Annotated in this window: 23 protein-coding genes and 1 other RNA gene; 14 read left to right on the forward strand and 10 right to left on the reverse strand. The window is 44.1% G+C overall.

Features of this window, described 5'->3' with window-relative positions; genetic code table 11:
• Positions 1 to 101 precede the first annotated feature (101 nt).
• Positions 102 to 1,181, forward strand: a complete 1,080-nt coding sequence (locus F995_RS06975) for a hypothetical protein (protein WP_004646134.1) — start codon at positions 102 to 104, stop codon at positions 1,179 to 1,181.
• Positions 1,181 to 1,513, forward strand: a complete 333-nt coding sequence (locus tag F995_RS06980; RefSeq protein WP_004646135.1) for an RnfH family protein — start codon at positions 1,181 to 1,183, stop codon at positions 1,511 to 1,513. The genes F995_RS06975 and F995_RS06980 overlap by 1 nt, the downstream gene beginning before the upstream one ends.
• A 100-nt stretch (positions 1,514 to 1,613) precedes the next feature.
• Here the strand turns inward: F995_RS06980 and F995_RS06985 are convergent, their stop codons facing one another.
• Entirely contained in the window at positions 1,614 to 2,012 is a 399-nt protein-coding gene (locus tag F995_RS06985) for an outer membrane protein assembly factor BamE (RefSeq protein ID WP_004279275.1), read from the reverse strand.
• 112 nt (positions 2,013 to 2,124) lie between these two features.
• Between F995_RS06985 and fur the strand changes: the two genes are divergently transcribed.
• Complete coding sequence (gene fur, locus F995_RS06990) at positions 2,125 to 2,562, forward strand: ferric iron uptake transcriptional regulator (protein WP_004646136.1); 438 nt, start codon at positions 2,125 to 2,127, stop codon at positions 2,560 to 2,562.
• Positions 2,563 to 2,631: 69 nt separating this feature from the next.
• On the opposite strand, the gene F995_RS06995 is transcribed toward fur, so the two are convergent.
• Both F995_RS06995 and F995_RS07000 read right to left on the reverse strand, forming a co-directional pair.
• On the reverse strand, positions 2,632 to 3,753 hold the full coding sequence (locus F995_RS06995; protein ID WP_004646138.1) for a PilT/PilU family type 4a pilus ATPase: 1,122 nt from the start codon (positions 3,751 to 3,753) through the stop codon (positions 2,632 to 2,634).
• A gap of 30 nt (positions 3,754 to 3,783) precedes the next feature.
• Positions 3,784 to 4,821, reverse strand: coding sequence for a type IV pilus twitching motility protein PilT (locus F995_RS07000; protein ID WP_004279279.1), 1,038 nt, complete (start codon positions 4,819 to 4,821; stop codon positions 3,784 to 3,786).
• Between the two features lie 123 nt (positions 4,822 to 4,944).
• Between F995_RS07000 and F995_RS07005 the strand changes: the two genes are divergently transcribed.
• Positions 4,945 to 5,634, forward strand: a complete 690-nt coding sequence (locus F995_RS07005; RefSeq protein ID WP_004646139.1) for a YggS family pyridoxal phosphate-dependent enzyme — start codon at positions 4,945 to 4,947, stop codon at positions 5,632 to 5,634.
• Between the two features lie 31 nt (positions 5,635 to 5,665).
• Here F995_RS07005 and F995_RS07010 read toward each other — a convergent pair whose 3' ends face one another.
• From F995_RS07010 to F995_RS07020, 3 genes are read right to left on the reverse strand one after another with little or no spacing between them, the layout of a single operon-like run.
• Positions 5,666 to 6,772 carry an acyltransferase family protein gene (locus F995_RS07010; protein WP_004279281.1) on the reverse strand — a complete coding sequence of 369 codons (1,107 nt, stop codon included), beginning with the start codon at positions 6,770 to 6,772 and terminating at the stop codon, positions 5,666 to 5,668.
• A 5-nt stretch (positions 6,773 to 6,777) separates the two neighbouring features.
• Positions 6,778 to 10,383: an AAA family ATPase gene (locus tag F995_RS07015; protein WP_004646140.1), complete on the reverse strand. Its 3,606-nt coding sequence runs from the start codon at positions 10,381 to 10,383 to the stop codon at positions 6,778 to 6,780.
• Positions 10,384 to 10,391: 8 nt separating this feature from the next.
• Complete coding sequence (locus tag F995_RS07020) at positions 10,392 to 11,645, reverse strand: exonuclease SbcCD subunit D (protein ID WP_004646141.1); 1,254 nt, start codon at positions 11,643 to 11,645, stop codon at positions 10,392 to 10,394.
• 474 nt (positions 11,646 to 12,119) lie between these two features.
• On the opposite strand from F995_RS07020, the gene F995_RS07025 reads away from it, so the two are divergent.
• Entirely contained in the window at positions 12,120 to 12,578 is a 459-nt protein-coding gene (locus F995_RS07025; protein WP_004646142.1) for an ABZJ_00895 family protein, read from the forward strand.
• Positions 12,579 to 12,731: 153 nt separating this feature from the next.
• Entirely contained in the window at positions 12,732 to 13,637 is a 906-nt protein-coding gene (locus F995_RS07030; RefSeq protein WP_004646143.1) for a TIGR01777 family oxidoreductase, read from the forward strand.
• Here F995_RS07030 and thiO read toward each other — a convergent pair.
• Complete coding sequence (gene thiO / locus F995_RS07035; RefSeq protein ID WP_004646144.1) at positions 13,626 to 14,750, reverse strand: glycine oxidase ThiO; 1,125 nt, start codon at positions 14,748 to 14,750, stop codon at positions 13,626 to 13,628. The genes F995_RS07030 and thiO overlap by 12 nt on opposite strands.
• A gap of 15 nt (positions 14,751 to 14,765) precedes the next feature.
• Positions 14,766 to 15,779, reverse strand: a complete 1,014-nt coding sequence (gene hemB / locus F995_RS07040; protein ID WP_004646145.1) for a porphobilinogen synthase — start codon at positions 15,777 to 15,779, stop codon at positions 14,766 to 14,768.
• 105 nt (positions 15,780 to 15,884) lie between these two features.
• On the opposite strand from hemB, the gene F995_RS07045 reads away from it, so the two are divergent.
• On the forward strand, positions 15,885 to 16,382 hold the full coding sequence (locus F995_RS07045) for a thioesterase family protein (RefSeq protein ID WP_004646146.1): 498 nt from the start codon (positions 15,885 to 15,887) through the stop codon (positions 16,380 to 16,382).
• Positions 16,383 to 16,462: 80 nt separating this feature from the next.
• Here the strand turns inward: F995_RS07045 and glpK are convergent, their stop codons facing one another.
• The gene (gene glpK / locus F995_RS07050; RefSeq protein ID WP_004646148.1) at positions 16,463 to 17,947 is read right to left on the reverse strand and encodes a glycerol kinase GlpK; all 1,485 of its coding nucleotides are present in this window, start codon (positions 17,945 to 17,947) and stop codon (positions 16,463 to 16,465) included.
• 130 nt (positions 17,948 to 18,077) lie between these two features.
• Between glpK and ssrA the strand changes: the two genes are divergently transcribed.
• Together ssrA and F995_RS07055 are read left to right on the forward strand one after the other, a co-directional pair.
• Positions 18,078 to 18,436: a transfer-messenger RNA gene (gene ssrA, locus F995_RS16275) on the forward strand.
• Between the two features lie 182 nt (positions 18,437 to 18,618).
• The gene (locus F995_RS07055) at positions 18,619 to 19,758 is read left to right on the forward strand and encodes a tyrosine-type recombinase/integrase (RefSeq protein WP_004646149.1); all 1,140 of its coding nucleotides are present in this window, start codon (positions 18,619 to 18,621) and stop codon (positions 19,756 to 19,758) included.
• A 19-nt stretch (positions 19,759 to 19,777) separates the two neighbouring features.
• Here the strand turns inward: F995_RS07055 and F995_RS07060 are convergent, their stop codons facing one another.
• Positions 19,778 to 20,659, reverse strand: coding sequence for a hypothetical protein (locus tag F995_RS07060; protein ID WP_004646150.1), 882 nt, complete (start codon positions 20,657 to 20,659; stop codon positions 19,778 to 19,780).
• A 351-nt stretch (positions 20,660 to 21,010) separates the two neighbouring features.
• On the opposite strand from F995_RS07060, the gene F995_RS07065 reads away from it, so the two are divergent.
• The 5 genes from F995_RS07065 to F995_RS07085 all read left to right on the forward strand — a co-directional run bounded on the left by F995_RS07065 (position 21,011) and on the right by F995_RS07085 (position 25,667).
• The gene (locus F995_RS07065) at positions 21,011 to 21,919 is read left to right on the forward strand and encodes a YagK/YfjJ domain-containing protein (RefSeq protein ID WP_004646151.1); all 909 of its coding nucleotides are present in this window, start codon (positions 21,011 to 21,013) and stop codon (positions 21,917 to 21,919) included.
• 103 nt (positions 21,920 to 22,022) lie between these two features.
• Positions 22,023 to 22,301, forward strand: a complete 279-nt coding sequence (locus tag F995_RS07070; protein ID WP_004646152.1) for a hypothetical protein — start codon at positions 22,023 to 22,025, stop codon at positions 22,299 to 22,301.
• Between the two features lie 20 nt (positions 22,302 to 22,321).
• Complete coding sequence (locus F995_RS07075) at positions 22,322 to 23,353, forward strand: DUF932 domain-containing protein (RefSeq protein ID WP_004646153.1); 1,032 nt, start codon at positions 22,322 to 22,324, stop codon at positions 23,351 to 23,353.
• Positions 23,354 to 23,528: 175 nt separating this feature from the next.
• Positions 23,529 to 24,587 carry a YqaJ viral recombinase family nuclease gene (locus tag F995_RS07080; protein ID WP_004646154.1) on the forward strand — a complete coding sequence of 353 codons (1,059 nt, stop codon included), beginning with the start codon at positions 23,529 to 23,531 and terminating at the stop codon, positions 24,585 to 24,587.
• Between the two features lie 195 nt (positions 24,588 to 24,782).
• Positions 24,783 to 25,667 (forward strand): recombination directionality factor, encoded by an 885-nt coding sequence (locus F995_RS07085; protein WP_004646155.1) that lies wholly within the window; start codon positions 24,783 to 24,785, stop codon positions 25,665 to 25,667.
• Positions 25,668 to 25,727 lie beyond the last annotated feature (60 nt).

The raw sequence follows: 25,727 nt of genomic DNA on the forward strand, positions 1-25,727 counted from the left end.
ATTTTGGCGCAGCAAATCACCGTTAAGGTGGTTTGCTTTTTGTTTTTGATTTTCACCGCTTCACAAGGCAAAATAGCGCTAGATTTTTATAGGAATGCATCATGCAGGACAATGCTATGTCAAAATGGTTATCGCCGCTGATGGCTTTCTGTTTATCGTTTATTATCATCGCGACGCTCGCACCGATAACCGGTATACAGATTGATCGTCAGCTGGATTTCTGGATGCTCTGGTTAGCCACCATGCTGATTCTGGCACTTCCAGTCTGCTACTTGGAAATTGCTTTGGCCAAGCGCTCTAGAACAACGCCATTACAGGCGCTGTCAACGCTGACCCGTGAAGCTGATGCGTCACAGAAATGGCGTATTGTCGGCTGGTTAAGTGTGATTTTTATTCCGTTTCTGGCAGGTGCAATGCTGAACAATGCCAGTAATGTTCTGGCGGTTGCTGCACTTGATCTTGCACCGAACCTTTTGTTGATCGGATTGACAATAGTAGCGTTGGCCCTGTCACTGCTACCGCGTCAAATTTTATTGGCTGTTACAACGATTGGGGTGCTCGCATCTCTGGTTCTGGCCAATGTAATGGGAACTGCACTACCTGCATGGCAAGTCACGCCAGTCGAATTCTCGGAATGGGGCAATGCCACCGTATTAGCGCTGGTGGCAAGTGGTCTGGGCATGGGCTTGTACTGGCAGTCTAGCCTAAGCGCTGTACAACAACAGGATGTCGCCAGCAAGACGGTATTGCCGATCTGGATTGCGCAGCTCGTTGCTGTCATTGCATTTGCTTTCTTTGCTGTGCAAGCGCAAATCCCTGCATTCACCTTGGTCGCAGCGATGGTGGCAGCTGCCGCATTAATTTTGCAAATGGCACGTGAACAGTTACAGCAACGTCAGCTTCATCCTGCGATTCAATGGGCGATTGTGGCGGCGGTTACGCTGATCTGGGCTATTCCAAATCTAAGCCCAATTTTCAATGTGGTCTTGCTCGTCTGGGGCTTATTGATTTGTTTGATCTATGCATTATTTGCCGGCTGGATCATGAAGATCAGTCATTTGCGTAAATCAATGAATTTTAGCTCTGAAGCGTTTTATAACATCTGGCGTATTGCAGTACGTGTGGTGTTGCCGGTCGGGATTATTCTGGCAATCATTGCTGTCTTAGGACAATTCGTCTGATGAGTGAGGCGATGATCTGGGTAGCGTATGCGACGTCAGAAAAACAATTTCATCTAGCCGTGCCATTTCAGCCCGGCATGACGGCACTGGATGCGATTGAGCAGAGTGGAATCCGTGAGCAGGTCGACTTGCCTGAACCGTTATCTCTGGGCATCTTTGGGGTGCGTTTGCAAGATCATCAGCAGCCACTGGCAGCAGGGGATCGGGTAGAAATTTACCGAGCACTGACCATCAATCCTAAAGACATCCGACGTAAACGCGCCGAGAAAAATCCTGTGGGTCGTTATGCCAGAGGCAATCTTTTAAGAAAGCTGAAACCATCTTCCGAATAGAAAGCGGCTTGAATGAGCAGTAGCCTCAATGATCTGCTCAATCAATCAGCTTAATTAAAAAAGCCCCTAATGATTCAGGGGCTTTTTCATGTGAAACCGACTATAGTGGGGGAGCATTTAAAATCGCTTCTTTTGATCCTGGTAAGCCGGGTTGAGATTCTGGAATCGTCTCCAGACCTTCAACACGTTCCACGATACCAGACTGGTTAAAGTAGATTTTCAAATGCTGGCCTTGGGCTGCCGGGATCTTGGCTTTTTTAGCGTAGGTTCCTGGGGTATAGTTATAGATGTAGTCCCAACGTAAAGGATTCAGTGGATCGCTTACTGTTGGACTGCCCAGTAAGAAACGCACCTGTTGATGGCTCATTCCCACCTGAATTTTAGCGGCTTGTGCTTGGGTTAAAGGGGTTCCTTGTGGAATATCTACTTTATAAACACCTAATGTCGAACAGCCGACGAGCAATGAAGTGACGAATAACGTCAACATGATTTTTTGCATTTTGCTAAACTATCCCAAATTAATTATGATGCATTTGATCCAAGGATAGATCATACTGCATCTAAACTTTGTTGCATATTCCAACTTTGATTTTGTTGAGAGACCTTTTTACATGACTATTTCAAACCAAGATTTACGAAAAGCTGGACTGAAAGTTACCCTTCCACGAATTAAAATATTAGAATTACTAGAAAATTCAAAACAACATCATTTAAGTGCGGAAGATATTTACAAGACTTTACTCGATCAGGGCGAAGATGTAGGTTTAGCAACTGTGTATCGTGTGTTAACGCAATTTGAAGCAGCGGGCATCATCGAACGTCATAATTTTGAAAATAATCATTCAGTTTTTGAAATTATGCAGGAAGATCACCACGATCACCTGGTATGTTTAAATTGCAGCAAAGTTGTTGAATTTATTAATGACACGATTGAAAAAGAGCAGCATGACGTTGCTGAGAAATTTGGTTTTGAATTAACCGGTCACTCACTGAATCTGTATGGCTACTGCGATGCGACTGCATGTCAGGAAGTGTTCCGTAAAAAATAATTTGAGCTCTGGTTCAAACAAAAAAAACAGGCTTCATGGGAAGCCTGTTTTTTTATGCGCTCAATCCGATCAGGACTGACCGTCAAAGGTGATATTGGAATGTGCACGCAATAAATGGCTGCCACCTTCTTCTGACAGTTTGATTTGCAAACGCAGGTCGTTGGGTGAATCCGCATGTTTCAGTGCATCTTTATAGCTGATCTGTTTGGCTTTATACAGATCATACAGCGCCTGATCGAAGGTCTGCATGCCCAGTTCACGGGAACGCTTCATCAGATCCTTGATCTCATGCACATCACCTTTACGAATCAAGTCGGCAATCAGTGGCGAGTTAATTAGAATCTCAATGGCAGCGCGGCGACCATTGCCATCGATGGTTGGAATCAGTTGCTGTGCCACAATCGCTTTCATGTTTAGGGACAAGTCCATAAACAGCTGATTATGCCGGTCTGCTTCGAAGAAATGGATAATCCGGTCAATCGCCTGGTTAGCGTTGTTAGCGTGCAGGGTAGCAAAGACCAGATGACCGGTTTCGGCAAAGGCAATCGCATAATCCATGGTTTCACGTGAACGGATCTCACCAATCAGAATTACATCCGGTGCCTGACGCAAGGTGTTTTTCAGAGCGATTTCAAATGAATCTGTATCAATGCCGACTTCGCGCTGGGTGATAATACAGCCCTTATGCTGGTGAATAAATTCGATCGGATCTTCAATGGTAATGATATGACCTTTGGAATTTTCATTGCGATAACCGACCAAAGACGCCAGCGAGGTTGATTTACCGGTACCCGTTGCCCCGACAAAAATAATGATGCCACGTTTGGTCATCGCCAGTTCTTTTAAAATTGGCGGTAACTTGAGTTCATCCATAGTTGGAATAACAGTTTCAATCCGACGCAAAACCATCCCCGGTTGATCGCGTTGCTGAAAGGCACTGACACGGAAGCGGGCACTTTTGTCCGGTGTGCTGATGGCAAAGTTACATTCACGACTGTCAGCAAATTCTTTACGCTGCTTTTCAGTCATGATGGAATTGAGCAGTTGTCCTACTGCCGCACCCGGTAATTTTACTGAGCCAATCGGTAAAATCTGACCATTAATCTTGATGGATGGTTCGACATCGGCAGTAATGAACAGATCCGATGCTTTTTTCTCCACCATATAATCGAGTAAGCCGTTAAAATCCATGTATATAAACCCCAATACAATTCAATTTTCTTATAAAAATGCTTCTGGCTGTTTGGCTGCAGTACGTGCAACTTGCGGGCTGATCAAACCTTTGGACACCAGTGTTTTCAGGGTCTGGTCCAGTGTGGTCATGCCATAGTTGGCACCGGTCTGAATTGCTGAGTACATTTGTGCGACTTTGTTTTCACGAATTAGGTTACGAATCGCCGGAATACCAATCATGATTTCATGCGCCGCCACACGCCCACCGCCATTTTTCTTCAGCAGAGCCTGTGAAACTACGGCTTGTAGGGATTCAGACAACATGGCACGTACCATGTCTTTTTCTTCAGCAGGGAATACGTCGATCACACGGTCAATGGTTTTGGCCGCTGAGGTGGTATGCAGGGTGCCGAAAACAAGGTGACCCGTTTCTGCCGCAGTTAAAGCCAGACGAATGGTTTCAAGGTCACGCATCTCACCGACCAGAATAATATCCGGATCTTCACGTAATGCAGAACGTAATGCTTCATTAAAGCCATGCGTATCACGATGCACTTCACGCTGGTTAATCAAACATTTCTTGGACTGATGCACAAATTCGATCGGATCTTCGACGGTCAGAATATGGTCATAGCGGTTGTCATTAATATAATCCAGCATCGCCGCCAAGGTAGTTGATTTACCCGAACCGGTTGGACCTGTGACTAGTACCAGACCACGTGGATATTCACAGATATCTTTAAAAATCTGTCCCATGCCCAGATCTTCAAGGGTCAGTACTTTAGAGGGAATGGTACGGAATACCGCACCGGCACCGCGGTTCTGGTTAAATGCGTTGACACGGAAACGTGCCACGCCAGGCACTTCAAAAGAAAAGTCAGTTTCCAGATTTTCTTCAAAATCACGGCGCTGTTTATCGTTCATGATGTCATAAACGAGTTTATGCACTTCTTTGTGTTCTAATGCTGGCAGGTTGATGCGACGAACTTCCCCATCGACACGAATCATTGGCGGTAAGCCCGCAGACAAGTGTAAATCCGACGCACCATTTTTAGCAGAAAATGCCAACAATTCTGTGATATCCATAAGGTCCCCGAGTTCATTAAAATGTTAATTATTTTGATAGAATAATAAGGCTTTCCCACAGCTTAACCAACACTTAGTTCATGGGCAAGGGAAAAAAAGATGAATGAAATGAGAACCCCATCAATGAATATGTTGCAACAGTCACGAAATCAGGTCTTAGTGCAAATTGAAACTGCCTGTATTCAGGCCGGCCGCGAAGCAGATGCGGTGCAACTGCTTGCCGTTTCCAAGACCCAGCCGAGTAGCGTGCTGGCAGATATGTATCAGGCAGGGCAACGTGCTTTTGGTGAAAATTACTTGCAGGAAGCGCTGGAAAAAATCACGGCCCTGAAAGAGCTGGACATTGAATGGCATTTTATTGGACATGTGCAGCGTAACAAGACCAAGCATCTGGCAGAAAATTTTGCCTGGGTGCATGGGGTGGATCGTCTGATTATTGCCGAGCGCTTATCCAATCAGCGTGGAGATGATCAGCCTGCACTAAATATCTGTATTCAGGTGAATATTGATGGTCAGGATACCAAAGATGGTTGCCAGCCGGCAGAAGTTGCAGATTTAGTGGCACAGATCAGCCAACTACCGAATGTGCGTTTACGTGGCCTGATGGTGATTCCAGCACCGAATAATCCTCAATCCTTTGGTGATGCCAAAGTTTTATTTGATGCAGTCAAAGTTCAGCATGCACATCCTGAAGATTGGGATACTTTAAGTATGGGCATGTCTGCGGATATGACCGAAGCGATTGCTGCGGGTTCTACCATGGTTCGTGTTGGCACAGCCCTATTTGGTGCACGGCCTAAAAAAGATGTATAAACTACTAATGTCAGTTTTTTGCAGCAAAACGTTATCGCAGGGTATTGGATAACGCTTTTTTTCTGGCTGGTTCGAGCCATTTAGCCATCAGCCAGGCAAAGACTATTATGCCGAACATGCTCGTAAGCAAGGCTAAAACTGCTCCACCCAGACCATAGCCTAAAGTTGCCGGAATACAGCCCAAAATAAATAAAAGTAAGGGGAAATGGGTGACATACAAGGTATAGGAAAAGTCTGCGGATTGAACCCAGACCGCATGATAATGACTGCGTTGATACTGGAGCTGTACCAGCCAGCAGCTAAAGGCCAGACCCACACAGAAATTAAAAGGGGTGAAATTCGCAGCGCGGTATTGCTGGGTTTCATCGATCATCTGAAACTGGTAAGCATCAAAACAGGCAATTAGAAATGCCAAGCCGAATAGGGCTAATTTGACCGATTGTAAGCGGTTTAAAAAACGTAGCTGGATATATTGAAATGAACAGGCAAAGGCACTAAGCCAGACCAGAAAATAAATAAAAAACTGGATGTTCAGTAATGACAGTATAGCCAGAACTATAAAAAATCCGATTTTGGCGATTTCCGAATTTTTTAAAAAAGGTAGGAATCCGGCCAGCACATAAAACCACACTTCATAGCTCAGGCTCCAGAGCGCAGCATTGGCTGAAACCGTTGGTGTTACAAAGCCATTCAAAAATAGCAGCGAACCAATAAATTCCATCATGTCTACACTATAGTCAGTCCGGATCATCATGCCAAAACTGTGTTGAAAAGCATGAGTATGACTGGCAAATAATAGTGGAGCAAGCAGATATAAAAGCAGCGTCAACCCCATGGCAAACAGAAAGGGTGGTAAAATTCTGCTGCAACGCTGTCGGGCATAACGGTGCAGATTGAACTGACCATGCTGATGAATGTTGTGCTGAATCGAATAGCCGATCAGATAGCCACTTAAGGCAAAGAAAATCATGACTGCAGCCTGCCCAAGCAGGCGTATCCATGAATAAATGCTGGTATCGAAAGGCGCAATAAATGCCTGAAAGCAGTGACTGAATAACACCACAATGGCACTGATACCCCGTAGGCTCTCAAGCTGTAGGCTGAAATAGTGCGAGAGCGTATTCGGGGCAGTGTTCATGATCCTTAGCCTATAATCTGAATGGTACTTGCACCTGCACCAACCGGTTTGACCTGAATCTGTACCGGAATACGTTCATGCATTTCCTGCACATGCGAGATTAATACAACTTTACGACCCTGACTTTGTAAATGATCCAGTGCATTCATCACCATATGTAACGAAGCAGGATCTAGCGTACCAAAACCTTCATCAATAAACAGTGATTCCAGTTTCATGGAGCCGGAGGCCATATTGGCAATCGCCAAAGCCAAAGCCAATGAAACCAGGAAGGTTTCACCACCCGATAGGGACAGCACAGGGCGGACTTCACTATTCATGTCCAGATCAATAATCGCCAGACTCAGGCTATCCGGAATACGGTGTAACTGATAGCGGGGTGCCAACGGTTGCAACTGCTGATTTGCATATTCCACCAGAATATCCAGATGATGTTCCTGGGCAATTTTCTGGAATTTGGTACCTTCCTTATGTCCGATCAGGTCGTAAATACGACCCCAACGGTATTCTTCGGCTTTGATCTGCTCAATTTGCTGCTGATATTTGGCATAGGTGTTTTGATTATTGGCATTCATACGCAGTTTGGCATCAGTTTCATTGAGCACTTCCTGCTGCATTATTTTTTCCTGATGCAGCATGCCAAGTTTTTGTTCAATTTCCTCAAATTCATGTTCTGGCTGTAGTTTTAAATGGGCCTGATATTGTTCTTCAAGTAATTGCCAGGCTGTTCTGGCATTTTCGAGTGCCTGTTTCTGGTTGGCCAGATTCTGACGAATGTGTTGATGGTTGCTCAGATCAATACTGAGCCATTGTTCAATTTGAGCTGCCGTCACTTGCGGATGTGCTGCTTGCCATGCCTGAATATCTTGCTGATATTGAGCCAATTGCTGATCGATCTGCTGAAGTTGGCTGATAAATTCTTGCAGTTTTAAGTGGGTTTGATGCCACTGTTTTTCGGCCTGCGCCGTGCATTGACGCTGTTGTTCTAAAGTCTGCTCTAAGGTCTTGGCTTGTAGCTCTAGTGCATCGCGCCATTCTGCAGCGACACGGTAGACTTGTCCTGCATGTTCTTGGGTCAGTTCAGCCAGTTGTTGACGCAGGTCTTTGCCTTGCTGAATCAACTGCTCTACAGACTGACTCAATTGAGCAAAATTTTGCTGTTCCAATTGTAGTTGATACTGGCTCTTTTCCAATATCTGCTGCTGTTGATGCAGGTCAGATTCCAGCTGCTTTTGTACTGCCAAGTGCTGCATGCGGTGCTCTACTTGTCGTTGCAACTGAGGTAAGCAGAGCATAGGTGGCTGCGACTGGTACTGCTTGGGCAGTATGCTTAAAACTGGGTGTATCAGCTGGTCGAGTTGCTGACGTTGCTGTAGAGCCAGTTGTAATTGGTGCAATTGCTGTTGTTGTTGACGCCATTGTTGTAATTGTTGCTGGAGCTGTTGTTCCTGCTGTTGTGATAGTTCTAGCTGCTGGACCAGACTTTGAGTGTGATTCGCCAGTAACTGGATGAATGTAGGAAGATCATTGTGCTGCTCGGTAACCACTTCCAGTTTAAGTAGTTGAGATTTACAGTCAGCAGAGGATTGTTGAATCTGGTTTTGCAGGATCTGGCAACGCTGTTGCTGTTGCTCAATTACTGTTTGTGCTTTAGACATTTCAATGCGTTGCTGCTGCTGAGATTGCAGTTGCTGATCGAGCTGCTGTTTTGCCTGCCGTAACTGTTGCTCCTGTAGCTGGTTCAGGCTCTGTTCCAGATGTTCATGGACGGCATCGACAAAAGGATGGGCTGGGCTTCCACAGACCATGCATGGCTCATCCGGTTTTAACTGGCCACGAAGATCCTGCACACTTTGCGCATGCAATAAACGTTGCTGGGCAAGTATTTGTTCCAGGTGTTCATAGGCCTGTTGTTCAGCCTGAATCTGCTGATGTAGTGCCTGTTCGGCCTCTTGCTGCATTTTTAGTTGCTGCTGTTGGCTATTTACAGCAGATTGCAGTTGTTCAAATTCTTGTGATTGTTGAACGATTTGTTGTACCTGCTGTTGCAGCAGGTCGAGCTGACGCTGTTCCGCTTGGCGTTGCTGACGCATTTCCTGAATGGTTTTGAGATGCTCTTCTAGCTGTTCCAGACTATGATGCTGTTGTATCCACTGGTTCAGATTTCCTGAAAGTACTGTAACGGTTTTTTCCAGTTCAGGTAAAGGCTGCTTCAGGCTGTCCGGATTCTGTTGCTGCAGTTGCTGATACTGACGCATAAAGTCTTGTATGCGTTGCAAGGTACTTTGCGGCTCCAGATCGAACACATTTAAAAAGCCAGATTCAGCCAATTGTTGTGCAACCTTTTCTTGCCGAGCTTGTAGCTGATTCAAAGTCTGTTGTTGCTGTCGCAGTTGTTCTTCTAAAGGCTGTAGACGAAGGGTTTGAAACTGGCTTTGCTCTGCATGCAGTTTTTTGTACCGCTCTGATACCGTATCAATTGCATGATCCAGCCTTAAACCTGCCTCCAGATGCGGTTTCAGGTTTGCCAAGTGTTGCTGAAACTGGTGCTGCTGTTGTTGTAAGGCTGTAAGTTTGGCTTCTTCTGCTACAAAGCTCTGTTTGAGCGTTTCAAATTCCAGCGTAAATTGGGTGTGCTGGTGCTGAATCTGCTCTTTTTGAGGGGCTAGACGGGTACGACTCACAAACTGATCCCGAATCGACTGGAATTCATCCAGCTGCTCCAGTAGCTGTTGCTGTCCTGCAGATTTATTTACTGCATCTTGCTGTACTTCGTAGACTTCTTTTTTGGCATGGACTTCTGCATAGAGTTTATGTCGGTCCAGATGCCATTGTTTCTCATTTTCTAGCAGTTTTTCTGATTGCTGCAAATTCTGAAGTTGCAAAGACAAAGAGTTCTGCTGCTGTTGTAAAGCGCTGATGTCTTCTTCAGACAGAATTTCAATATGCCCGATCAGCTTTTCCAGATCGTTGCGCTTGTTTTTGACTTCGCTGAATTTCTCTGCAGCTTTCTGACTAACTAGACTGAAAATCTGCGAATTGGTGAGATATTCCAGCAAGTCTGCGCGTTCATTATCTTTGGCTTTAAGAAAGGCACCGACTTCCGACTGTGCCAATAACACCGCGCGGGTAAACTGCTCAAAATTTAAGCCTACCAGTTTTTCAATGAGGGGGGTGACTTCCGATATTTTTTGCGTCAGTGTGGTGTCATCATCCAGACATTTGACGTAGCGGTCTACTTTTAGATTGCCATCGACTTTCTGGCGTGCCCGTTTAATTTCCCAGCGTGCTATATAGCGTTTGCTATCGAGTGCAATAAATTCCAGTTCGGCAAAACCATGCACGCAGCCACGGCGCAGAATATTCTTGGAATCCTTGATGGACACATCCTGACCGCCAGCATCTTTCAGGCTGCCTGTCGCACCTTTTAGGCGGGGGATTTCATTGTATAGCGCCAGACACATGGCATCGAGCAGGGTGGATTTTCCTGCACCGGTTTTTCCAGTAATCGCAATCAATCCGGCATGAGCCAGTGGGCTGGATTCAAAATCAATATGATGAGTGCCAGTGAGAGATGCCAGGTTATTCAGGCTTAGACGTAAAATTTTCATGGCCAATCCTAGGCTTGTTGTTTTTGTGCAAGTTCGTGCTGGGCTTCAATCAATAATTCCTGAAAATCCCGTTGTACCGAATGATCCTGCTCATAGCCCATTTTTTTCCAGATATTGAAAAATAGCGATTCCGGGGTAGGGGGTGCCAGATCAATTTTAGACTGGCTTGAACTAAGGTCGACCTGTTGCTGGTAAATCCGGCTGATGCGGAGCAGTCGGTAACGGTTAGCAGGGAGGGCCTGTTCTATTTGCTGACGCAGGTCTACCGGAGGCGGCGCATCGGTCGTGTATTCCACTTCCAGAAAATGCCGTGCAGAAAGCTGCTCGATTTCTCCGGCGGGCAGCGCCTGAATTTGAGTAATTAAATTTTCCAGCTTTTCACGAACGCGGAACAGCTCGACAGTACGCGGAATGCTTAAGGCATCGTACTGAAAGCGGTTTTCCGGGTTTTGTTCAGGATCAATCCGGACTTCAACCACCTGATGCTGGTAATGGATTTCACTAAATGATAGCGGAATCGGGGAGCCACTATAGCGAATATGCGGCTGACCGACTTTTTGTGGTTTATGCAAATGCCCGAGCGCGACATAATCAATCACATCATCAAACAGCGCCGTCGACAGGGCTTCTTCATTGCCGACGATAATCGGACGTTCAGAGTCCGAGGTCTCACCACCTTGCATGTGCGCATGTGACATTAAAATTAGTGCCTGATGTGGCTGTTTGCGGGCTCTGGCTTCGGCAATCAGTTGTTGATGCAGATAACTGATCGCGTTCTGGTTATTGCTGGTATGTTCATTCAGTCCGGTAATTTCGGCACTGCGTAAATAGGGTAGGGTCAGACACCAGGCGATGATATTTTTATCCCGATCATAAATAGGAATAAGTAGACGATCCAGGTTCAGGGTATTTTCTGCAGTGCGGCCTACGATTCCCACAGCTTTGGCATTGAATTTGGCCAGCAAGGGTTCAACCTGTTCAATCCGATAACCGGAATCATGATTGCCTGCAATCATCAGGGTCTGCATATGTGGCGCCAGGTCGTGGGCGTCGGCCAGAAACTGGTATAGTTGTCTTTGCGCACTGGAAGCTGGATTGATCACATCAAAAATATCGCCGGCAATCAGCAGAGCATGCGGCTGCTTTGTTTTAATTTGCTCAAGTAGCCAAGTCAAAAACTGTGCATGTTCAAATTCACGGTCATGGTTATGGAAAAATTGTCCCAGATGCCAATCGGAAGTGTGAAGAAAATGAACTGCCATGTAATGAACCCCAAGATATCTGCCTTGCTACTATAGGAAAAAGCACAGGTAAAAATCTACTTGTAAAACGATATTTCAGCGAATTGTTGGTGATGTTTAAGCTGAATTTATTTTGATCAGTATGGAAATTACTGGATGATCGCATCCAAATCATCAGACATCGAAAAGTCATGCAATCCATCAGGCTTTTAAAAAAATAGGAATTTTAAAAAATAAAAACCGACGATTCGAGTGATGATGAAATCGTCGGTCAAATTTGTGTTACATGAAGATTTTGGCTGCTATTCAAAATTTCCCTGTACACTGGACTTATTGCTTTAGCTCTAAAGGTCAGCAAAAATTCGTGGATGCCAGTCCAAATTTTTGTACCTTGTACCCTATATAACGTCACCCTATAGTGGATGGTTGACAATAAAATGAAAAAAAACCTGATTTTTTTTATACTAGCTTGTTGAAGATCACTGAGTCATGCATATGTTGCCGCTAAGTCGTTATTTTATCTGGTTTTTCGTTATATGTTTTATTTTTACTTGTATTTGCGGTGTACTGGCAGCCTTGCTGCCGATGGGCATGGGTGCAGTCTTGACGATTGTTCCGTATCTGGTGGCCATGATTTGGGTGCTTTTTAAATTTCTAAAACAGCAAAAACGTGCGCCGACCCAGGCAGAGCGTAAAAAATTCACCCTCGGTTTTAGCCTGATTTACTGGGGCTATAATTTATTATTTCTGTTGCTCGGTATTGTCATCGCCACCCGTTCCAATCCGAATGCCTGGCAGGACTTCTTGCTGTATCTACAGCAGCCACAATTTATGAGTATTGTGCTGATCATGTTCCTGATGATCGCAATTCCACTATATCTACTGACGTACTGGTTTTATGGCAAGCAGGCCCAGCGTATGGCAGAGAAAATGTTTGGCCATTCGCCTCAGTGAATATAGATGAATCATTTTGTGACCCGATCTTCATAAATTAATTGAATGATGAAAGATACAAATTCTCCACTACAAAGATCTTCTTGGTTTAAAAAGCTGAAGATGAGTGGCGTATAATTTAAACCAAGAAAATAATAAGGCGAAGAATGACGAATGTATAAACCTGTAGTGCTGGTGACGGGAGCGAGTGGTTTTATTGGCAGTCATCTCGTGCATTTTTTACTGGAACGGGATTATCGGGTGATTGGTCTGACCCGTCAGAAAAATAAACGTGAACCACATCCGGACTTCCACTGGATTAACCAGCTGGAAGAATTAAAACAGCATCAGATTGATTATGTGGTCAATCTGGCTGGCGAAAGCATCGGTCAAGGCCGTTGGACGGCAGCGCGTAAAAAGAAATTGCTGGATAGCCGTTTAGATAGCACCAAACGGTTATTTGATTATTTAGAAAAAAATCAGCTTAGACCGAAACGGATTATTTCAACATCGGCCGTCGGCTATTATGGCATTGATCCGACAGAGCGCTGGGATCAGGTCTGCACGGAGCAAAGTCCGCCACAAGATATTTTTATGTCCGAACTCTGTGCGAAGTGGGAGCAGCTGGCCTTGTCCTATACTAACCAGAACACCAAGATTGTTCGCTTTGCGGTGGTGTTTGGCAAAGGTGGTGGGATTCTTCCGCAGATGCTATTGCCGATTAAGCTGAATCTGTTTGGGCGGATTGGTCATGGACGTCAGCCAGTGACCTGGGTGCATCTAGAGGATGTGCTGCGTGCGATTGAATTCTTGATACTTGAGGATACAGCCGAGCAGATCTTTAATGTGGTCGCGCCAGAAAAAAGTAGTCAGGCCCAGTTTGCACGAACTACGGCCCAGATTCTGAAACGCAAACCCTTACTTCCACTACCCGCATGCAGTCTGAAAATGATGCTGGGAGAACAGTCACAACTGGTATTGAACGGTCAGTATGTACAGCCCAAAGCCTTGCAGGAGGCTGGATTCCAGTTTCATTATCCAACTCTGAAAGAAGCGCTGGATAATATCCTAAAGCACTAAATGACTGGACTCTAATAAACAGACTGGATCATAAGGAACTGGATCAACGATTGGCGTTTGTTCAAGGATAAGTTGAGCGAGTAGTTTGCCTGATGCCGGCCCCATACATAAACCATTACGGAAATGTCCGAAATTGGCCCAGGCATTGTGTAGCTTGGGAATTCTGCCTATATAGGGAATGCCATCGGGTGAGCTGGGTCTTAATCCGGCCCATTGCTTGACCAGCGGAAAATCTGCCAGTTCCGGTACCATCTCGATGCACGCCTGTAAAATATCCTGCCGAATTTCGGCAGAAGGCGAGGTGTCAAAACCGACCTGACGCATACTGGAACCACATAAAATATGTCCGTCTGGTCGTGGAATCAGGTACATCACCTTGTTCATGCACATGGTCGGCAGCCAGTTTTCTGGCGTTTTAAACAGCAGCATCTGACCTTGCACCGGTTGTACCGGAATTTCCAAACCAAGTTGCTGTGACCAGTATTGTGACCATGCTCCGGTTGTGAACACATATTGATCTGCCTGAAAAACCTGGCTATGTTCATCTGAGATACTTTTTACACAGCCTTGCTGAATATTGAGCCGAGTGATTTTACAGTCTTCTTGCCAGGTGACACGAGGATGCTGCTTCAAATAGTGAATGATCGACTGTAATAACCGTGGATTACGGATATTCGCCAGTTCAGGGAAATAAATCGCCTGCTTGAATTTGCTCTGATTAATTCTTGGATTGATCTGTTGCAGTTTAGCCTGATCAAGCAATTCTGCCTGTTGCTGCGGATCCTGATGTGTTTTGGCATAACTTAAACCGATTTCAAAATCGGATTCATCAAAAATCAGCATACCTGTTTCATGAATCTGGAAATCGATGCCAGTGAAAGGTTGCAGTTTTTGATTCCAGTCCTGATACATGGGTTTGGCATGTCGAGCCAGAGCATTTACAGCAGCGGGATAACGCCACGGATACATCGGGGAAAGGATTCCTCCTCCAGCCCAGGATGCAGCCTGTCCGGCGGCCTGTTGATCAAAAAGGGTAACAGAACATCCCTGTTCAAGCAGTTCCAGCGCCGACATCAAACCGGTGATGCCAGCGCCGACAATGGCAATATGCATTGCGCCGAAATCCTTTTACTTCATGTCTTTCAGTTTAAGCGCAGCTTCTTCAGCAAAATAGGTCCAGATACCATCTGCACCGGCACGACGACAGCTCATCAATGATTCTAAAATGACGCTATCAGATAACCAGCCATTTTGAATTGCCGCAGCCAGCATCGCGTATTCGCCACTGACCTGATAGACAAAGGTTGGTACGCCAAAAGTGTCTTTGACTTCGCGGACGATATCCAGATAAGGCATGCCCGGTTTAACAATCACCATGTCTGCACCTTCCTGAATATCCAGCGCAATTTCATGCAGGGCTTCAGCACGGTTACCGACATCCATCTGGTAATTGTATTTATTGCCGCCTTTTAAGTTGCTGGCAGAACCGACTGCATCACGGAACGGGCCATAGAAACTTGATGCATATTTGGCTGAATAGGCCATGATCGAAGTATAGATATGACCATTTTGCTCAAAGGCCTGACGAATCGCACCGATCCGGCCATCCATCATGTCACTTGGAGCAAATACATCTGCACCGGCTTCGGCATGGCTCAAGCCCTGTTTAATCAGGCACTCGACCGTTTCATCATTTAAGACATAACCGTTCTCATCAATAATGCCATCCTGACCATGTGTGGTATACGGGTCTAATGCGCCGTCAGTAATCAGCACCATTTCTGGCAGTTCTTTTTTCAATAAACGCAAGGTGTTTTGTACCAGACCATCTTCACGCCACGCAGCTTCTGCAGTCAGGCTTTTATCTTCTTGTGGGGTGACCGGAAATAGCGCCAGTTTATTGACACCGAGTTCCAGTAGACGTTCTGATTTTTTTAACAACAAGTCCGCTGACAGACGCTGGATATTCGGCATACTTGGAATATCTTGGGTCTGGTTTTGTCCTGGCAGGACAAATACTGGATAAATGAGATGATCTGCCGCGAGATGGGTTTCACGAACCATCGAACGTAAATGTTCATTTTTACGAATACGACGCATGCGAGTTGCAGGAAACGCGGGACGATTGAACGTATAAGTCATAAAAATCTCAGTAATCAGTATTAAACTAGGCCTCTATTGTAGCCCTAACTCAAATTTTTGGGCATAAATTAGCGGTTTTTTATTGTGGTGGATTCGGGCAAAGTGATGAGTAAGACAGAGAGAAACTGGACCGGTAATATACATCTGGGCTCGAAAGTGGATATTGATGTAGTCCTGAACCAGCTGGTACATGCTTTTAATAGCTCTCCTTTTTTTAAGCATAACGGCATGACCATGCGGGTGGTCGAGGGCCAGATTGAGGCCTATGTAGAAATGCAGGATTTCATGATTGGTAATGTGGCTTTCCAGATTCTGCATGGCGGTCTGGCTGCAACTGTACTGGATAGTGTCGGTGGTATTGTGGCCATGGGCGAACTGTATAAAAAAGCTGAACCGGAAACGATTGCAGATACCATTAAAAAAGTATCGCGTCTGGCGACGGTCGATATGCGGGTAGATTATCTGGCGCCTGGACGTGGCAAATATTTTATTGCACGTGCAGAAACCTTACGTTTGGGGCGTAAGGGCTGCACCATGCGCATGACCATGGTCAATGATGAAGATAAGGCGATTGCAACTGCAATTGCGTCTTATGCCTATTAATAAAATCGTGAAATGAGGAAATTAAAAAGCACTGTTTAACAGTGCTTTTTTTATAATGATCAAATATGAACCTAGAGGATTTAGAGATCAGATTTAGCCCGTTTCAAGGCATTTTGCCATTTGGCTAAATGCATTTCTCTTTCGTCATTTTGCATTTTGGGTTCAAAAGCACGGTTCAGCTGCCAGGACTGGGAAATTTCATCCAGGTTTGAAAATACGCCAGCTTTTAATCCGGCCATAGCGGCTGCGCCCCAGGCAGTAGCTTCTAGCATTTTCGGACGCAGTACCGGTACATTCAGAATATCGGCCTGAAATTGCATTAGCATGTCATTGCTGCTGGCACCACCATCAACCCGCAGTTCTTTAAGTGGATGTGCAATATCAGACTGCATCGCACTGAGCACATCCGATACCTGAAAGGCAATAGATTCAAGGGCTGCACGAGCGATATGCGCTTTGGTCGTACCGCGTGACATGCCACAGAGTAGGGCACGTGCTTCACTATCCCAATGCGGCGCGCCCAGTCCGGTAAATGCCGGAACCAGAACCACGCCGTCACTATGCTCGACCTGATGCGCCAGTTTTTCCACATCACTGCTTTTTTGAATAATTCCGAGGCCATCACGTAACCATTGCACTACAGCACCAGCCATAAATACGCTGCCTTCGAGCGCATAGGTAGTTTGGTCCTGGGCTTGCCAGGCAAGAGTAGAAAGCAGCTTGTTCTGGCTAAGCTGAATATTATGTCCGGTATTGAACAGCATAAAGCAGCCAGTACCATAGGTGTTTTTAGCACTGCCCACCTCAAAACAGGACTGGCCAAACAGGGCAGACTGCTGATCCCCCAAAATTCCGGTAATGGGAATATTGGCCCCCAGTAAGCCAGAAGCAGTGTCAGCGACATAACAATCAGAAGAAATAATTTTCGGTAAGACCGAAGCAGGGATATTAAACAGCTCGAGTAGCTCTTCATCCCACGACTGTTGCTGCAGATTCATCAACATGGTACGAGAAGCGTTACTGGCTTCAATGACGTGCTCTGCGCCTTGGGTCAGATTCCAGATCAGCCAGCTATCGATCGTACCAAATGCCACATGGCCTTGTTCAGCGAGTGCCCGTACTCCCTCGACATACTCTAAAAACCAGACCAATTTTCCCGCACTAAAATAAGGATCAATCCGTAGGCCGGTTTTTTGCTGAATTTTGGACATCAGGCCTTGTTCAATCAGCCGGTTACACCAATCAGACGTACGACGGTCCTGCCAGACGATTGCCGGGGCGAGCGGTTTGCCGTTTCGACGATCCCAGACTACAGTGGTTTCACGCTGGTTAGTCAGGCCAAGGGCTCTAATATCTTTTGCCAGAATACCTGCAGTCGCTAAAGCTTGCTGTACCACCGCAATCTGTGAGCTCCAGATTTCCTGTGCATCCTGTTCCACCCAGCCTGAATGTGCGGTGTGGATATGTGTTTCACGTTGAGCCGTTGCCTGAACTTGTCCATGTTCATTAAAAATAATGGCCCGACTTGACGTAGTTCCCTGATCCAGGGCCAGAAGGTAGCTCATAATTTTTCTGTTATTCGGCTTGAAAAGTAAAATATTAGCGCAATAATGTAATTAAGCGCATCAAGTTGTGTAAATGTTCAGAAAATACATCGTAATTTTTGACATTTATGCTATGATTGCCTTGTACTTTGGGGGTGTTTCTGGCTTCGACGCTGGTGATGAAACTCATAGATGCATGCCGAGAGCGCATTTTCTCTCGTAAATCAAATTTGCATTTTTTAGTCGCAAACGACGAATCATACGCTCTAGCTGCCTAAGGGCAGCTTGTCCGCCTCTCCGAATACTTGTGGTTAGAGAGTCCGACTGAAGCGCACGCACACAAGTCCGTATAAAGCCAAGCCTCGGGGCTTTGTACTAAATTAAGAGGATCGCGATTTGTACCCTGTTCGTCGGGTCACAAAGAGTTAAAACAATAGACGATATCTAAGCATGTAGTATTCTCGAGCGTAGTGCTGGCGGACGCGGGTTCAACTCCCGCCACCTCCACCAAAATTCTTTCCGAAGTAATCCATCGGAATCTAAAAAAGCCTTTAAACTCAATGTTTAAAGGCTTTTTTTTATGCCTGTTTGTCCGATAGCGTCTGATCCCATTTGACCCCATATTTGCTCTTTGTGGGTAAATATTGGGAAAATTTACCCAGAAATTAATACATCAATTATGGGTAATCGATATGCCACTTACAGATACTGAATGTAGAAAAGCACAGCCGAAAGACAAACAGTATCGTCTTTCGGATTCACATGGTTTATCCCTCATCATTACCACCAAAGGTCAAAAATATTGGAATGTACGCGTCACTGTCCATGGTGAGCGTAAGTCTGAATCGCTTGGTCCATATCCAGATTTAAGCTTAAAAAAGGCAAGGGAGCTTGCATATGAGCTTAAGCATCGATTCTCACGTTCAGTGCTGCATGAAGAATTAAAGCCATATTTCAAAGAAGTTGCAGAAGATTGGTTCAATAATCAAAAAGAAACCTGGTCATCCAAACATATTAGTAATGTTAGAGCTTCATTGGATGAGCTTTATATTGCTCTTGCTAATAAGCGTATTAACCAGATTCAGGCTCCTGAGATTCTGCAGATTATTAAGAAGATTGAAGCTAGAGGCTCGCTTGAAATTGCAAAACGTACCTTATCTCGTTGCGGCATGGTCATGAAGTATGCCATTGCGCATGGCTATCGTTATGATAATCCGGCAGGTGATCTGGTTTATGCTCTCAAGAATAAAAGAGTCAAAAATTTGGCTTCGCTTACTGCCTCTGAAATGCCTGAATTTTTAAGAAAGGTAAGAGCTTACCCAAGTGATGCTCAAACACATCATGCCATTATTCTGATCATGCTGACAGGTGTTCGGGTTAGTGAATTGCTGCAAGCACGCTGGGAAGAATTTGACCTGGAAGGGCGTAAGTGGGATATCCCTGAAGAGCGGATGAAGAACCGTCTTCCACATCGTGTACCGTTGACGGACATGATGATTGCCGAGCTTCAGGCTTTGAGACTTACCCATAATCAGGAACTGTTATTTCCACATCGTTTAAATAACAAAGAACCTATGCGTAGCGAATCTATTTTGGCCGTGATCAAGCGTTCGGGCTATGCAGGTCGGATGACCACACATGGTTTTAGATCGCTATTCAGTACAGTCGTAAACGAATCAAATCTGTTTAATCCAGATGCCATTGAGCGCCAGCTTGCTCATGTGCCTCAAAATAGAATTCGCTCGGCCTATAACCGAGCACAATACTGGGATGAGCGGGTAAGGTTGATGGCGTGGTATGGGGAGAAGATTAAGGAGTGGATGGCTCAGTAAAGAGCCTTTCCTTTTTTGATCACTTATATTCTCTATATTCTTCATATGCCTTATTAATCAATTCTTCTAGAACATTACTTTCAGACATATTTTTTAAATGTGCTAATTTCTCTAAATGGTTTTTTGTCTTTTTCTTTAATGGTAAGTGAAAATATTTTTTAGGGTTTTCTTTATTTTTTTCTCTAAAAATATTTTGCTGCCATGATTTTTTAAGTTTATTTATTTCAATACAATATTTTTGTAGGTCATTAATATAGAGAAAGTCCCAATATCCTAAAAGTTTCTCCAGTTGGTCATTAGAGTTAGTAGGGGTGAAATTAGGAAAAGTAATTATGCGATTTTTTCTTTCTGTATATTTTAAAGCCCAATCTATAAATTCAGGATTTTCTATATATTTACTTAGAAATACTACTGGATTGTCCTTATTGCTTATTTGTTTTAAATAATGTCTTAATTCATCAACTTGTATATTAAAATTAAATAATTCAATATGTATTAAAAAGATAAGAGAGAAATAAGGATTTCTGAAATTATATCTTCTTGGTATATCTTCTTTATATTTGTATTTAAGATTATTGATAATTGCCCAGCATAATCGACTATCTTTTTCTAAAAATTTTAGATCTTCATTCAGAATATATTTATGTTTATTTTCATAACAATTTTCTAAAAAAATCTCTAAATTCTTGGGTGTGGAATTTTTGAACTCAATTTCTAAATAATCAGCTATTTCTTTAAAATTATGTCTGTCATTAATAAGTTTAAGAACACCCATTTTACTCATATCATTTTTATCAGCCCAACGATCTACTATCCAGATTAAGGATTCATCCTTAAATTCTTTAAAAATTTTTATAGTAAGTTCATAGTTAGGATGATCTTTATCAATAGTGTTTAACATAAGATTTTTACATAAATATTTGTAGTGATTACTGTAGTATTTATAGTAGTTTTTTTCAATACTAAAACTATACTGGACTCCTCGAAATCATAGTTTATACACGTTTTTTGGTAGTCATCACTATGCTTTTGCTTAATTCTAGCTTTTTTAAGGCTAGAGACTAAGTGTAAAGCAGGGAGGAAATATGCTTAATGTGGGGATTAGATGCTGTACCACAGGTGAAGTTTGGACTCTCTAGAGCTTTGGTTATATATATTATCTTTTATTAGCTAACATGCTATTGAGAAGTAAACGTATAAATATACTGAATTCCCTATCTCTTATGTAACTATCACATACATAGGTTTAAACATGAGAGATTCAATTAACCAAGCACAACTTACACTTGAGATTGAGAACTTCTTAAAATGTCTAAAAAGAAGAAGTAGGGAATGGGATGAATTCTATTCGCAGCTTACTAATCTATTATTCGACTTTGATGATATTTATGATCCTGATGATCAATACATAGGTTATCTTCAATTCTTTGTAATTCTGAGATATGACTTGCAGAGAATAAACTCCGATTATTTTGATCTTATGGATGAGCTAAAGATAATTGGGTATAGAGAGATGAGATCATGGTTTTTAGATTTATCTGAGGATTTTGAAAAAGATTATAAGATTATCGAAAAACAGAAAGATGAAAATAAAATTGAAGTGCAGAAATATTGTAGATCAATACTTAATAAATGTAGTCGAATATTAGTCTCTCGTGTGGACTTGGGTTATTTGCAAGAACATTCTAGTCGAATCAGAGTTGAAGATATTTATAAGGACTTAGATATACTGCTTAATCGTATCCAAAATAAAGATGGCATATTTAAACATGTGATCGGGTATATATGGGGAGTAGAGCAAGGTGGTAAAAGTAAAGGTTTTCATTGCCATTTAGCAATCATTTATGATACTGCCTTTCGTGATGGAAGCGCAGCATATTGGGGGAATAAAATTATCGCGCTTTGGAGTGAGATTACTCGAGATTATGGTCAAGGCTATAATTGTTGGAACCGCGAACGCGTAAAGGAGCTCCGAGGTAGAGATGAGCTGGGGATCGGTTTGATTTATCGTCGCGATTCAACCCAAGTGACAAATTTCATTGAGGCAATGGAATACCTTACTGATCATCACAAACGTACCCTTCAATACTTACGAGTTAAACCGAGAGGGCGAAGAGTATTTGGCAAAGGTCAGTTAATAACGCAATATGATAGACGCTAAATGAAAATAATCTCAGATATACATTATCTAGATGAAAACGAGTTTTTTAACTTTGCAAGGCTTACCAATCGGTGAGCCTTTGTCATTTCTAGAGGTATATATTATGAGTTTAAATTGTCCTTATTGTTTGTCGGATCAGGTCATTCAGGTTGTTAATCATCAGGTGAGTGGTTCTAATTCCACAGGTCTAGCAGCATCAACTTCGTTCGCAACCATCGGTGCATCCATTTCAAAGGGTTTACCTTTGCCTGTATCACCACTGCTTGGCGGGCTTGCAGGTGCGGTCATTGGTGGTTTATTTAGCAGCGTGTTTAATGAGCCTAAAAAGCCAATCACTATGACCTACTACCACTGTAATCAATGTCAGCAGAACTTCCGCTAATAACCTAGGAGATAAGAACGATGGCACATCAAATCGAACAAATCGCCTATGTTGGCGAAACCCCTTGGCATGGTTTAGGTAACCAGCTGAGTCCGAAACAACCACTGGAAGTCTGGGCACAGCAAGCCGGAATGGACTGGCGGATTGAATCCTCGAACGTCAGCTATATGGCCCAGAATGAACGTGGTCAGAGCATCATCATGCCGTTTGAAGAGCAGCGTGTCTTGTATCGCTCAGATACACATGCGCCTTTATCTGTGGTCAGTCAGCGTTACCAGGAAGTTCAACCCAAAGAGATTCTGGAGTTCTACCGGGATCTGACTGAGCAATCAGGTTTTGAGCTAGAAACCGCAGGGGTTTTGAAAGGCGGGAAGAAGTTCTGGGCATTAGCGCGTACTGGGCAAAGCACTGCATTAAAGTCTAAGGATGTTAGTAATGGTTATATTCTGCTGGCTACTGCATGTGATGGTACTTTGGCAACTACAGCGCAGTTCACCAGTATCCGGGTGGTTTGTAACAACACTTTAGCAATTGCTCTACGTGGGCAGAGCAGTAGTGCTGGTGTAGTGAAAGTTCCACATAGCACCAAGTTTGATGCCGAGAAAGTGAAACAGCAATTGGGTATTTCAGTTCGTGCTTGGGATGAACACATGTATGAAATGAAACAGCTCACACAGCGTAAGGTGAGTCAGCAAGAAGCCAAAGCCTACTTTGATGCGGTGTTTAATAACAGCACCATGGCAATTTCTGATCCTGAAGAAAACATCATTCAGTTCTACCGTAATGTCGCTCAGCAGGCTCAGGAGAAAAAGCCTGAACCAAATGGTCGTGCCATGAATAAGGCCTTGGACATGTTCAATGGTCAAGGTCGTGGTGCTGACTTGTCATCAGCAAAAGACACTGCTTATGGATTACTTTGTTCGATCACAGAATTTGTGGATCATGAACGACGTGCCATGAGTACAGATCACCGAATTGATTCAGCTTGGTTTGGTGCAGGTGCGGGTGTGAAACAACGAGGACTGGAGCAAGCGCTTGCTTTGATCGCCTGAAATTAATCGACTCACTTATGTTGCAATCAAGTCACCCCAAACAAATGCTCATCAGAGCACTCATGTAACCCCTCTCAATTAAAACAGCAAACAAATCGCCATACCCGACCTCGTGTCGGGTATGGCTTTTTTATGCATTTCTTTTATAGAGATCAGAATTTATAAGGATAAATCCATGAATCAAATTGCATCTATTACCCATCAGCCTACGACTGTAGGATCAAAGATTGTAGTCAATCCAACCATCACCACCAAACGCTCAACAGCAGCCAAGCGACTGGTCAACACCAAAGGGATGGAATATCAGGACTGGCTCGAAGTTCGTAAGCAAGGCATTGGCAGCAGTGATGCCGCGACTGCCTGTGGTCTCAATCCCTATATGTCGATGCTGGAACTCTGGCTGATCAAAACAGGACGACAGGCTCCATCCATAGAAGATGAAAGCTCAGGTGTAGCACCGCTGTATTGGGGCAAGCAGCTGGAACCTTTGGTGGCAGAGTTCTATAGCATGCACACCAATAACAAGGTGCGACGGATCAATGCGGTACTTCAGCATCCTGATCCCGATAAACACTTTATGTTAGCCAATCTGGATTACAGCGTGGTCGGCAGTGATGATGTTCAGATCTTGGAGTGTAAAACAGCAGGTGAGCATGGTGCTAAGTTGTGGCGTGATGGTGTGCCTTTGTACGTGCTGTGTCAGGTGCAACATCAACTGGCGGTGACAGGCAAGCAGGCAGCACATGTTTGTGTCTTGATCTGTGGACATGAAACCAAGATCTTCAAAGTGACACGGTCTGAATCAGTGATTGAGCATATTGTCAAAGCAGAACGATATTTCTGGGAGTGTGTGGAAAAGGACATCCCTCCATCAGTGGATGCCAGTGAATCGGCAGCCAAAGCTATTCAGCAGCTCTATCCAGCGCATATACCCTTGACTGTAGAGGATCTCTCGCAAAATGAAAATGCCAATTTGATGTTCGACAAGCTCATCAAAATGAAGGAAGAGATTCAGCATCAGCAGGAACGCTTTGACCAACTTAAACATGAAATTCAGATGATGATGCAAGACAAAGAAAGGGCTGTCTTTGCACATGGCTCAGTGGTCTGGAAGAAAGCCAAGGACTCCATCAGCCTCAATACCAAGGCACTGCTTCAGTATCAGCCTGAGCTTATTGAGCTTTATCCACTTGAAAAGCAGGGCAGTCGTCGATTCAACATCTATACCGACTAAGCCCTATCTACAGCACCAAATCAAAAATTCACAAAAATCGCTCCCCGCTCTCTACCCTTCGGTAGAGAGCAAATCGGTCGCGATCTCTGTAGCACTTTATCTGGCTCTACATTCTTTGGGTAACTTATTTGGTCCTTGTTCCGACCTACATAGATAGACCCAAATTTGTAACGTAATACATTAAGGAATATCAACATGATTAAAGGTTTAGCAATTACCCCTCCAATCTTGGGGCGTATCAGTATCGGTCGGATGATCGAAAAGAATGGCAAGCGTCTACCGGAAAAAGATGACCAGTTCACTATTACTTCCCAGATTCAAAGCAAAGAGGGATGGGTGAAACATCCATTAGATGATCAGCTTCGAGCTAATACTCCCAATCAAAAGCTACGCTCAATCCCCGTCAGAATGATCTTTAATGATCCTGATCTGAACTTACGCGCTGAATACACCTTATTTGACCGACAGACCGGACGGCCAGTGTGCGTCGGTAATGGAGAAGCCTGCCAACGTTTAACCAATCAAGGGGTCGAGCAACAACCCTGTCCATCTCCTGACTTATGTCCTCTGGCTCAAGGTGGCAACTGCAAACCTTATGGACGTTTACATGTCAATTTAGATGAGTCGGATGAATTTGGCACATTCATCTTTAGAACCACGGGCTTTAATAGTATTCGGACTTTGGCTGCACGACTGAGTTATTACCATGCAGCATCAAATGGTTTGTTGTCTTGCCTCCCATTGCAGCTGATATTGCGAGGCAAGAGTACGACACAGAGTTATCGTCAACCGGTCTATTACGTGGATTTGACTTTAAGGGAAGGGATTAGTCTCAATGAGGCTATTATTCAGGCGAAGCAAATTGATGAACAGAGCAAACAGGCAGGGTTTTATCAGGAGGCTTTGGACTTTACCGCGAGAAAGGGGTTTGGGAATGGAAGGATGGACGTGGATATGGAGGAAGGCTTGGATGTGGTTGAGGAGTTTTATCAGCCTGTTGAGGGACAGCAGATCGAGGAGGCTCAGACTGCATTTAATATCCAGCAGGGATTAAAAGGATCTGTGACGGCTCTGAATTAGAACGGACAGGGTAAAACCTTACGGGATTGCCGTATCTCATGAGCGAGTTGCTCGAAATCA

It is taken from the genome of Acinetobacter sp. CIP A162 (genome assembly GCF_000367905.1).
Classification (GTDB): domain Bacteria; phylum Pseudomonadota; class Gammaproteobacteria; order Pseudomonadales; family Moraxellaceae; genus Acinetobacter; species Acinetobacter lwoffii.

What these genes read in the sequence shown, in the direction of transcription:
- F995_RS06975 (WP_004646134.1), top strand. Translation starts at nt 102, where the DNA reads ATGCAGGACAATGCTATGTCAAAATGGTTATCGCCGCTGATGGCTTTC.
- F995_RS07085 (WP_004646155.1), top strand. Translation starts at nt 24,783, where the DNA reads ATGATTAAAGGTTTAGCAATTACCCCTCCAATCTTGGGGCGTATCAGT.
- F995_RS07070 (WP_004646152.1), top strand. Translation starts at nt 22,023, where the DNA reads ATGAGTTTAAATTGTCCTTATTGTTTGTCGGATCAGGTCATTCAGGTT.
- F995_RS07005 (WP_004646139.1), top strand. Translation starts at nt 4,945, where the DNA reads ATGAATATGTTGCAACAGTCACGAAATCAGGTCTTAGTGCAAATTGAA.
- F995_RS06985 (WP_004279275.1), bottom strand. Translation starts at nt 2,012, where the DNA reads ATGCAAAAAATCATGTTGACGTTATTCGTCACTTCATTGCTCGTCGGC.
- F995_RS07015 (WP_004646140.1), bottom strand. Translation starts at nt 10,383, where the DNA reads ATGAAAATTTTACGTCTAAGCCTGAATAACCTGGCATCTCTCACTGGC.
- F995_RS07045 (WP_004646146.1), top strand. Translation starts at nt 15,885, where the DNA reads ATGAGTAAGACAGAGAGAAACTGGACCGGTAATATACATCTGGGCTCG.
- F995_RS07075 (WP_004646153.1), top strand. Translation starts at nt 22,322, where the DNA reads ATGGCACATCAAATCGAACAAATCGCCTATGTTGGCGAAACCCCTTGG.
- hemB (WP_004646145.1), bottom strand. Translation starts at nt 15,779, where the DNA reads ATGACTTATACGTTCAATCGTCCCGCGTTTCCTGCAACTCGCATGCGT.
- F995_RS07010 (WP_004279281.1), bottom strand. Translation starts at nt 6,772, where the DNA reads ATGAACACTGCCCCGAATACGCTCTCGCACTATTTCAGCCTACAGCTT.
- fur (WP_004646136.1), top strand. Translation starts at nt 2,125, where the DNA reads ATGACTATTTCAAACCAAGATTTACGAAAAGCTGGACTGAAAGTTACC.
- F995_RS07030 (WP_004646143.1), top strand. Translation starts at nt 12,732, where the DNA reads ATGTATAAACCTGTAGTGCTGGTGACGGGAGCGAGTGGTTTTATTGGC.
- F995_RS07000 (WP_004279279.1), bottom strand. Translation starts at nt 4,821, where the DNA reads ATGGATATCACAGAATTGTTGGCATTTTCTGCTAAAAATGGTGCGTCG.
- F995_RS06980 (WP_004646135.1), top strand. Translation starts at nt 1,181, where the DNA reads ATGAGTGAGGCGATGATCTGGGTAGCGTATGCGACGTCAGAAAAACAA.
- F995_RS07065 (WP_004646151.1), top strand. Translation starts at nt 21,011, where the DNA reads ATGAGAGATTCAATTAACCAAGCACAACTTACACTTGAGATTGAGAAC.
- F995_RS07025 (WP_004646142.1), top strand. Translation starts at nt 12,120, where the DNA reads ATGTTGCCGCTAAGTCGTTATTTTATCTGGTTTTTCGTTATATGTTTT.
- F995_RS06995 (WP_004646138.1), bottom strand. Translation starts at nt 3,753, where the DNA reads ATGGATTTTAACGGCTTACTCGATTATATGGTGGAGAAAAAAGCATCG.
- F995_RS07080 (WP_004646154.1), top strand. Translation starts at nt 23,529, where the DNA reads ATGAATCAAATTGCATCTATTACCCATCAGCCTACGACTGTAGGATCA.
- glpK (WP_004646148.1), bottom strand. Translation starts at nt 17,947, where the DNA reads ATGAGCTACCTTCTGGCCCTGGATCAGGGAACTACGTCAAGTCGGGCC.
- F995_RS07055 (WP_004646149.1), top strand. Translation starts at nt 18,619, where the DNA reads ATGCCACTTACAGATACTGAATGTAGAAAAGCACAGCCGAAAGACAAA.
- F995_RS07020 (WP_004646141.1), bottom strand. Translation starts at nt 11,645, where the DNA reads ATGGCAGTTCATTTTCTTCACACTTCCGATTGGCATCTGGGACAATTT.
- F995_RS07060 (WP_004646150.1), bottom strand. Translation starts at nt 20,659, where the DNA reads ATGTTAAACACTATTGATAAAGATCATCCTAACTATGAACTTACTATA.
- thiO (WP_004646144.1), bottom strand. Translation starts at nt 14,750, where the DNA reads ATGCATATTGCCATTGTCGGCGCTGGCATCACCGGTTTGATGTCGGCG.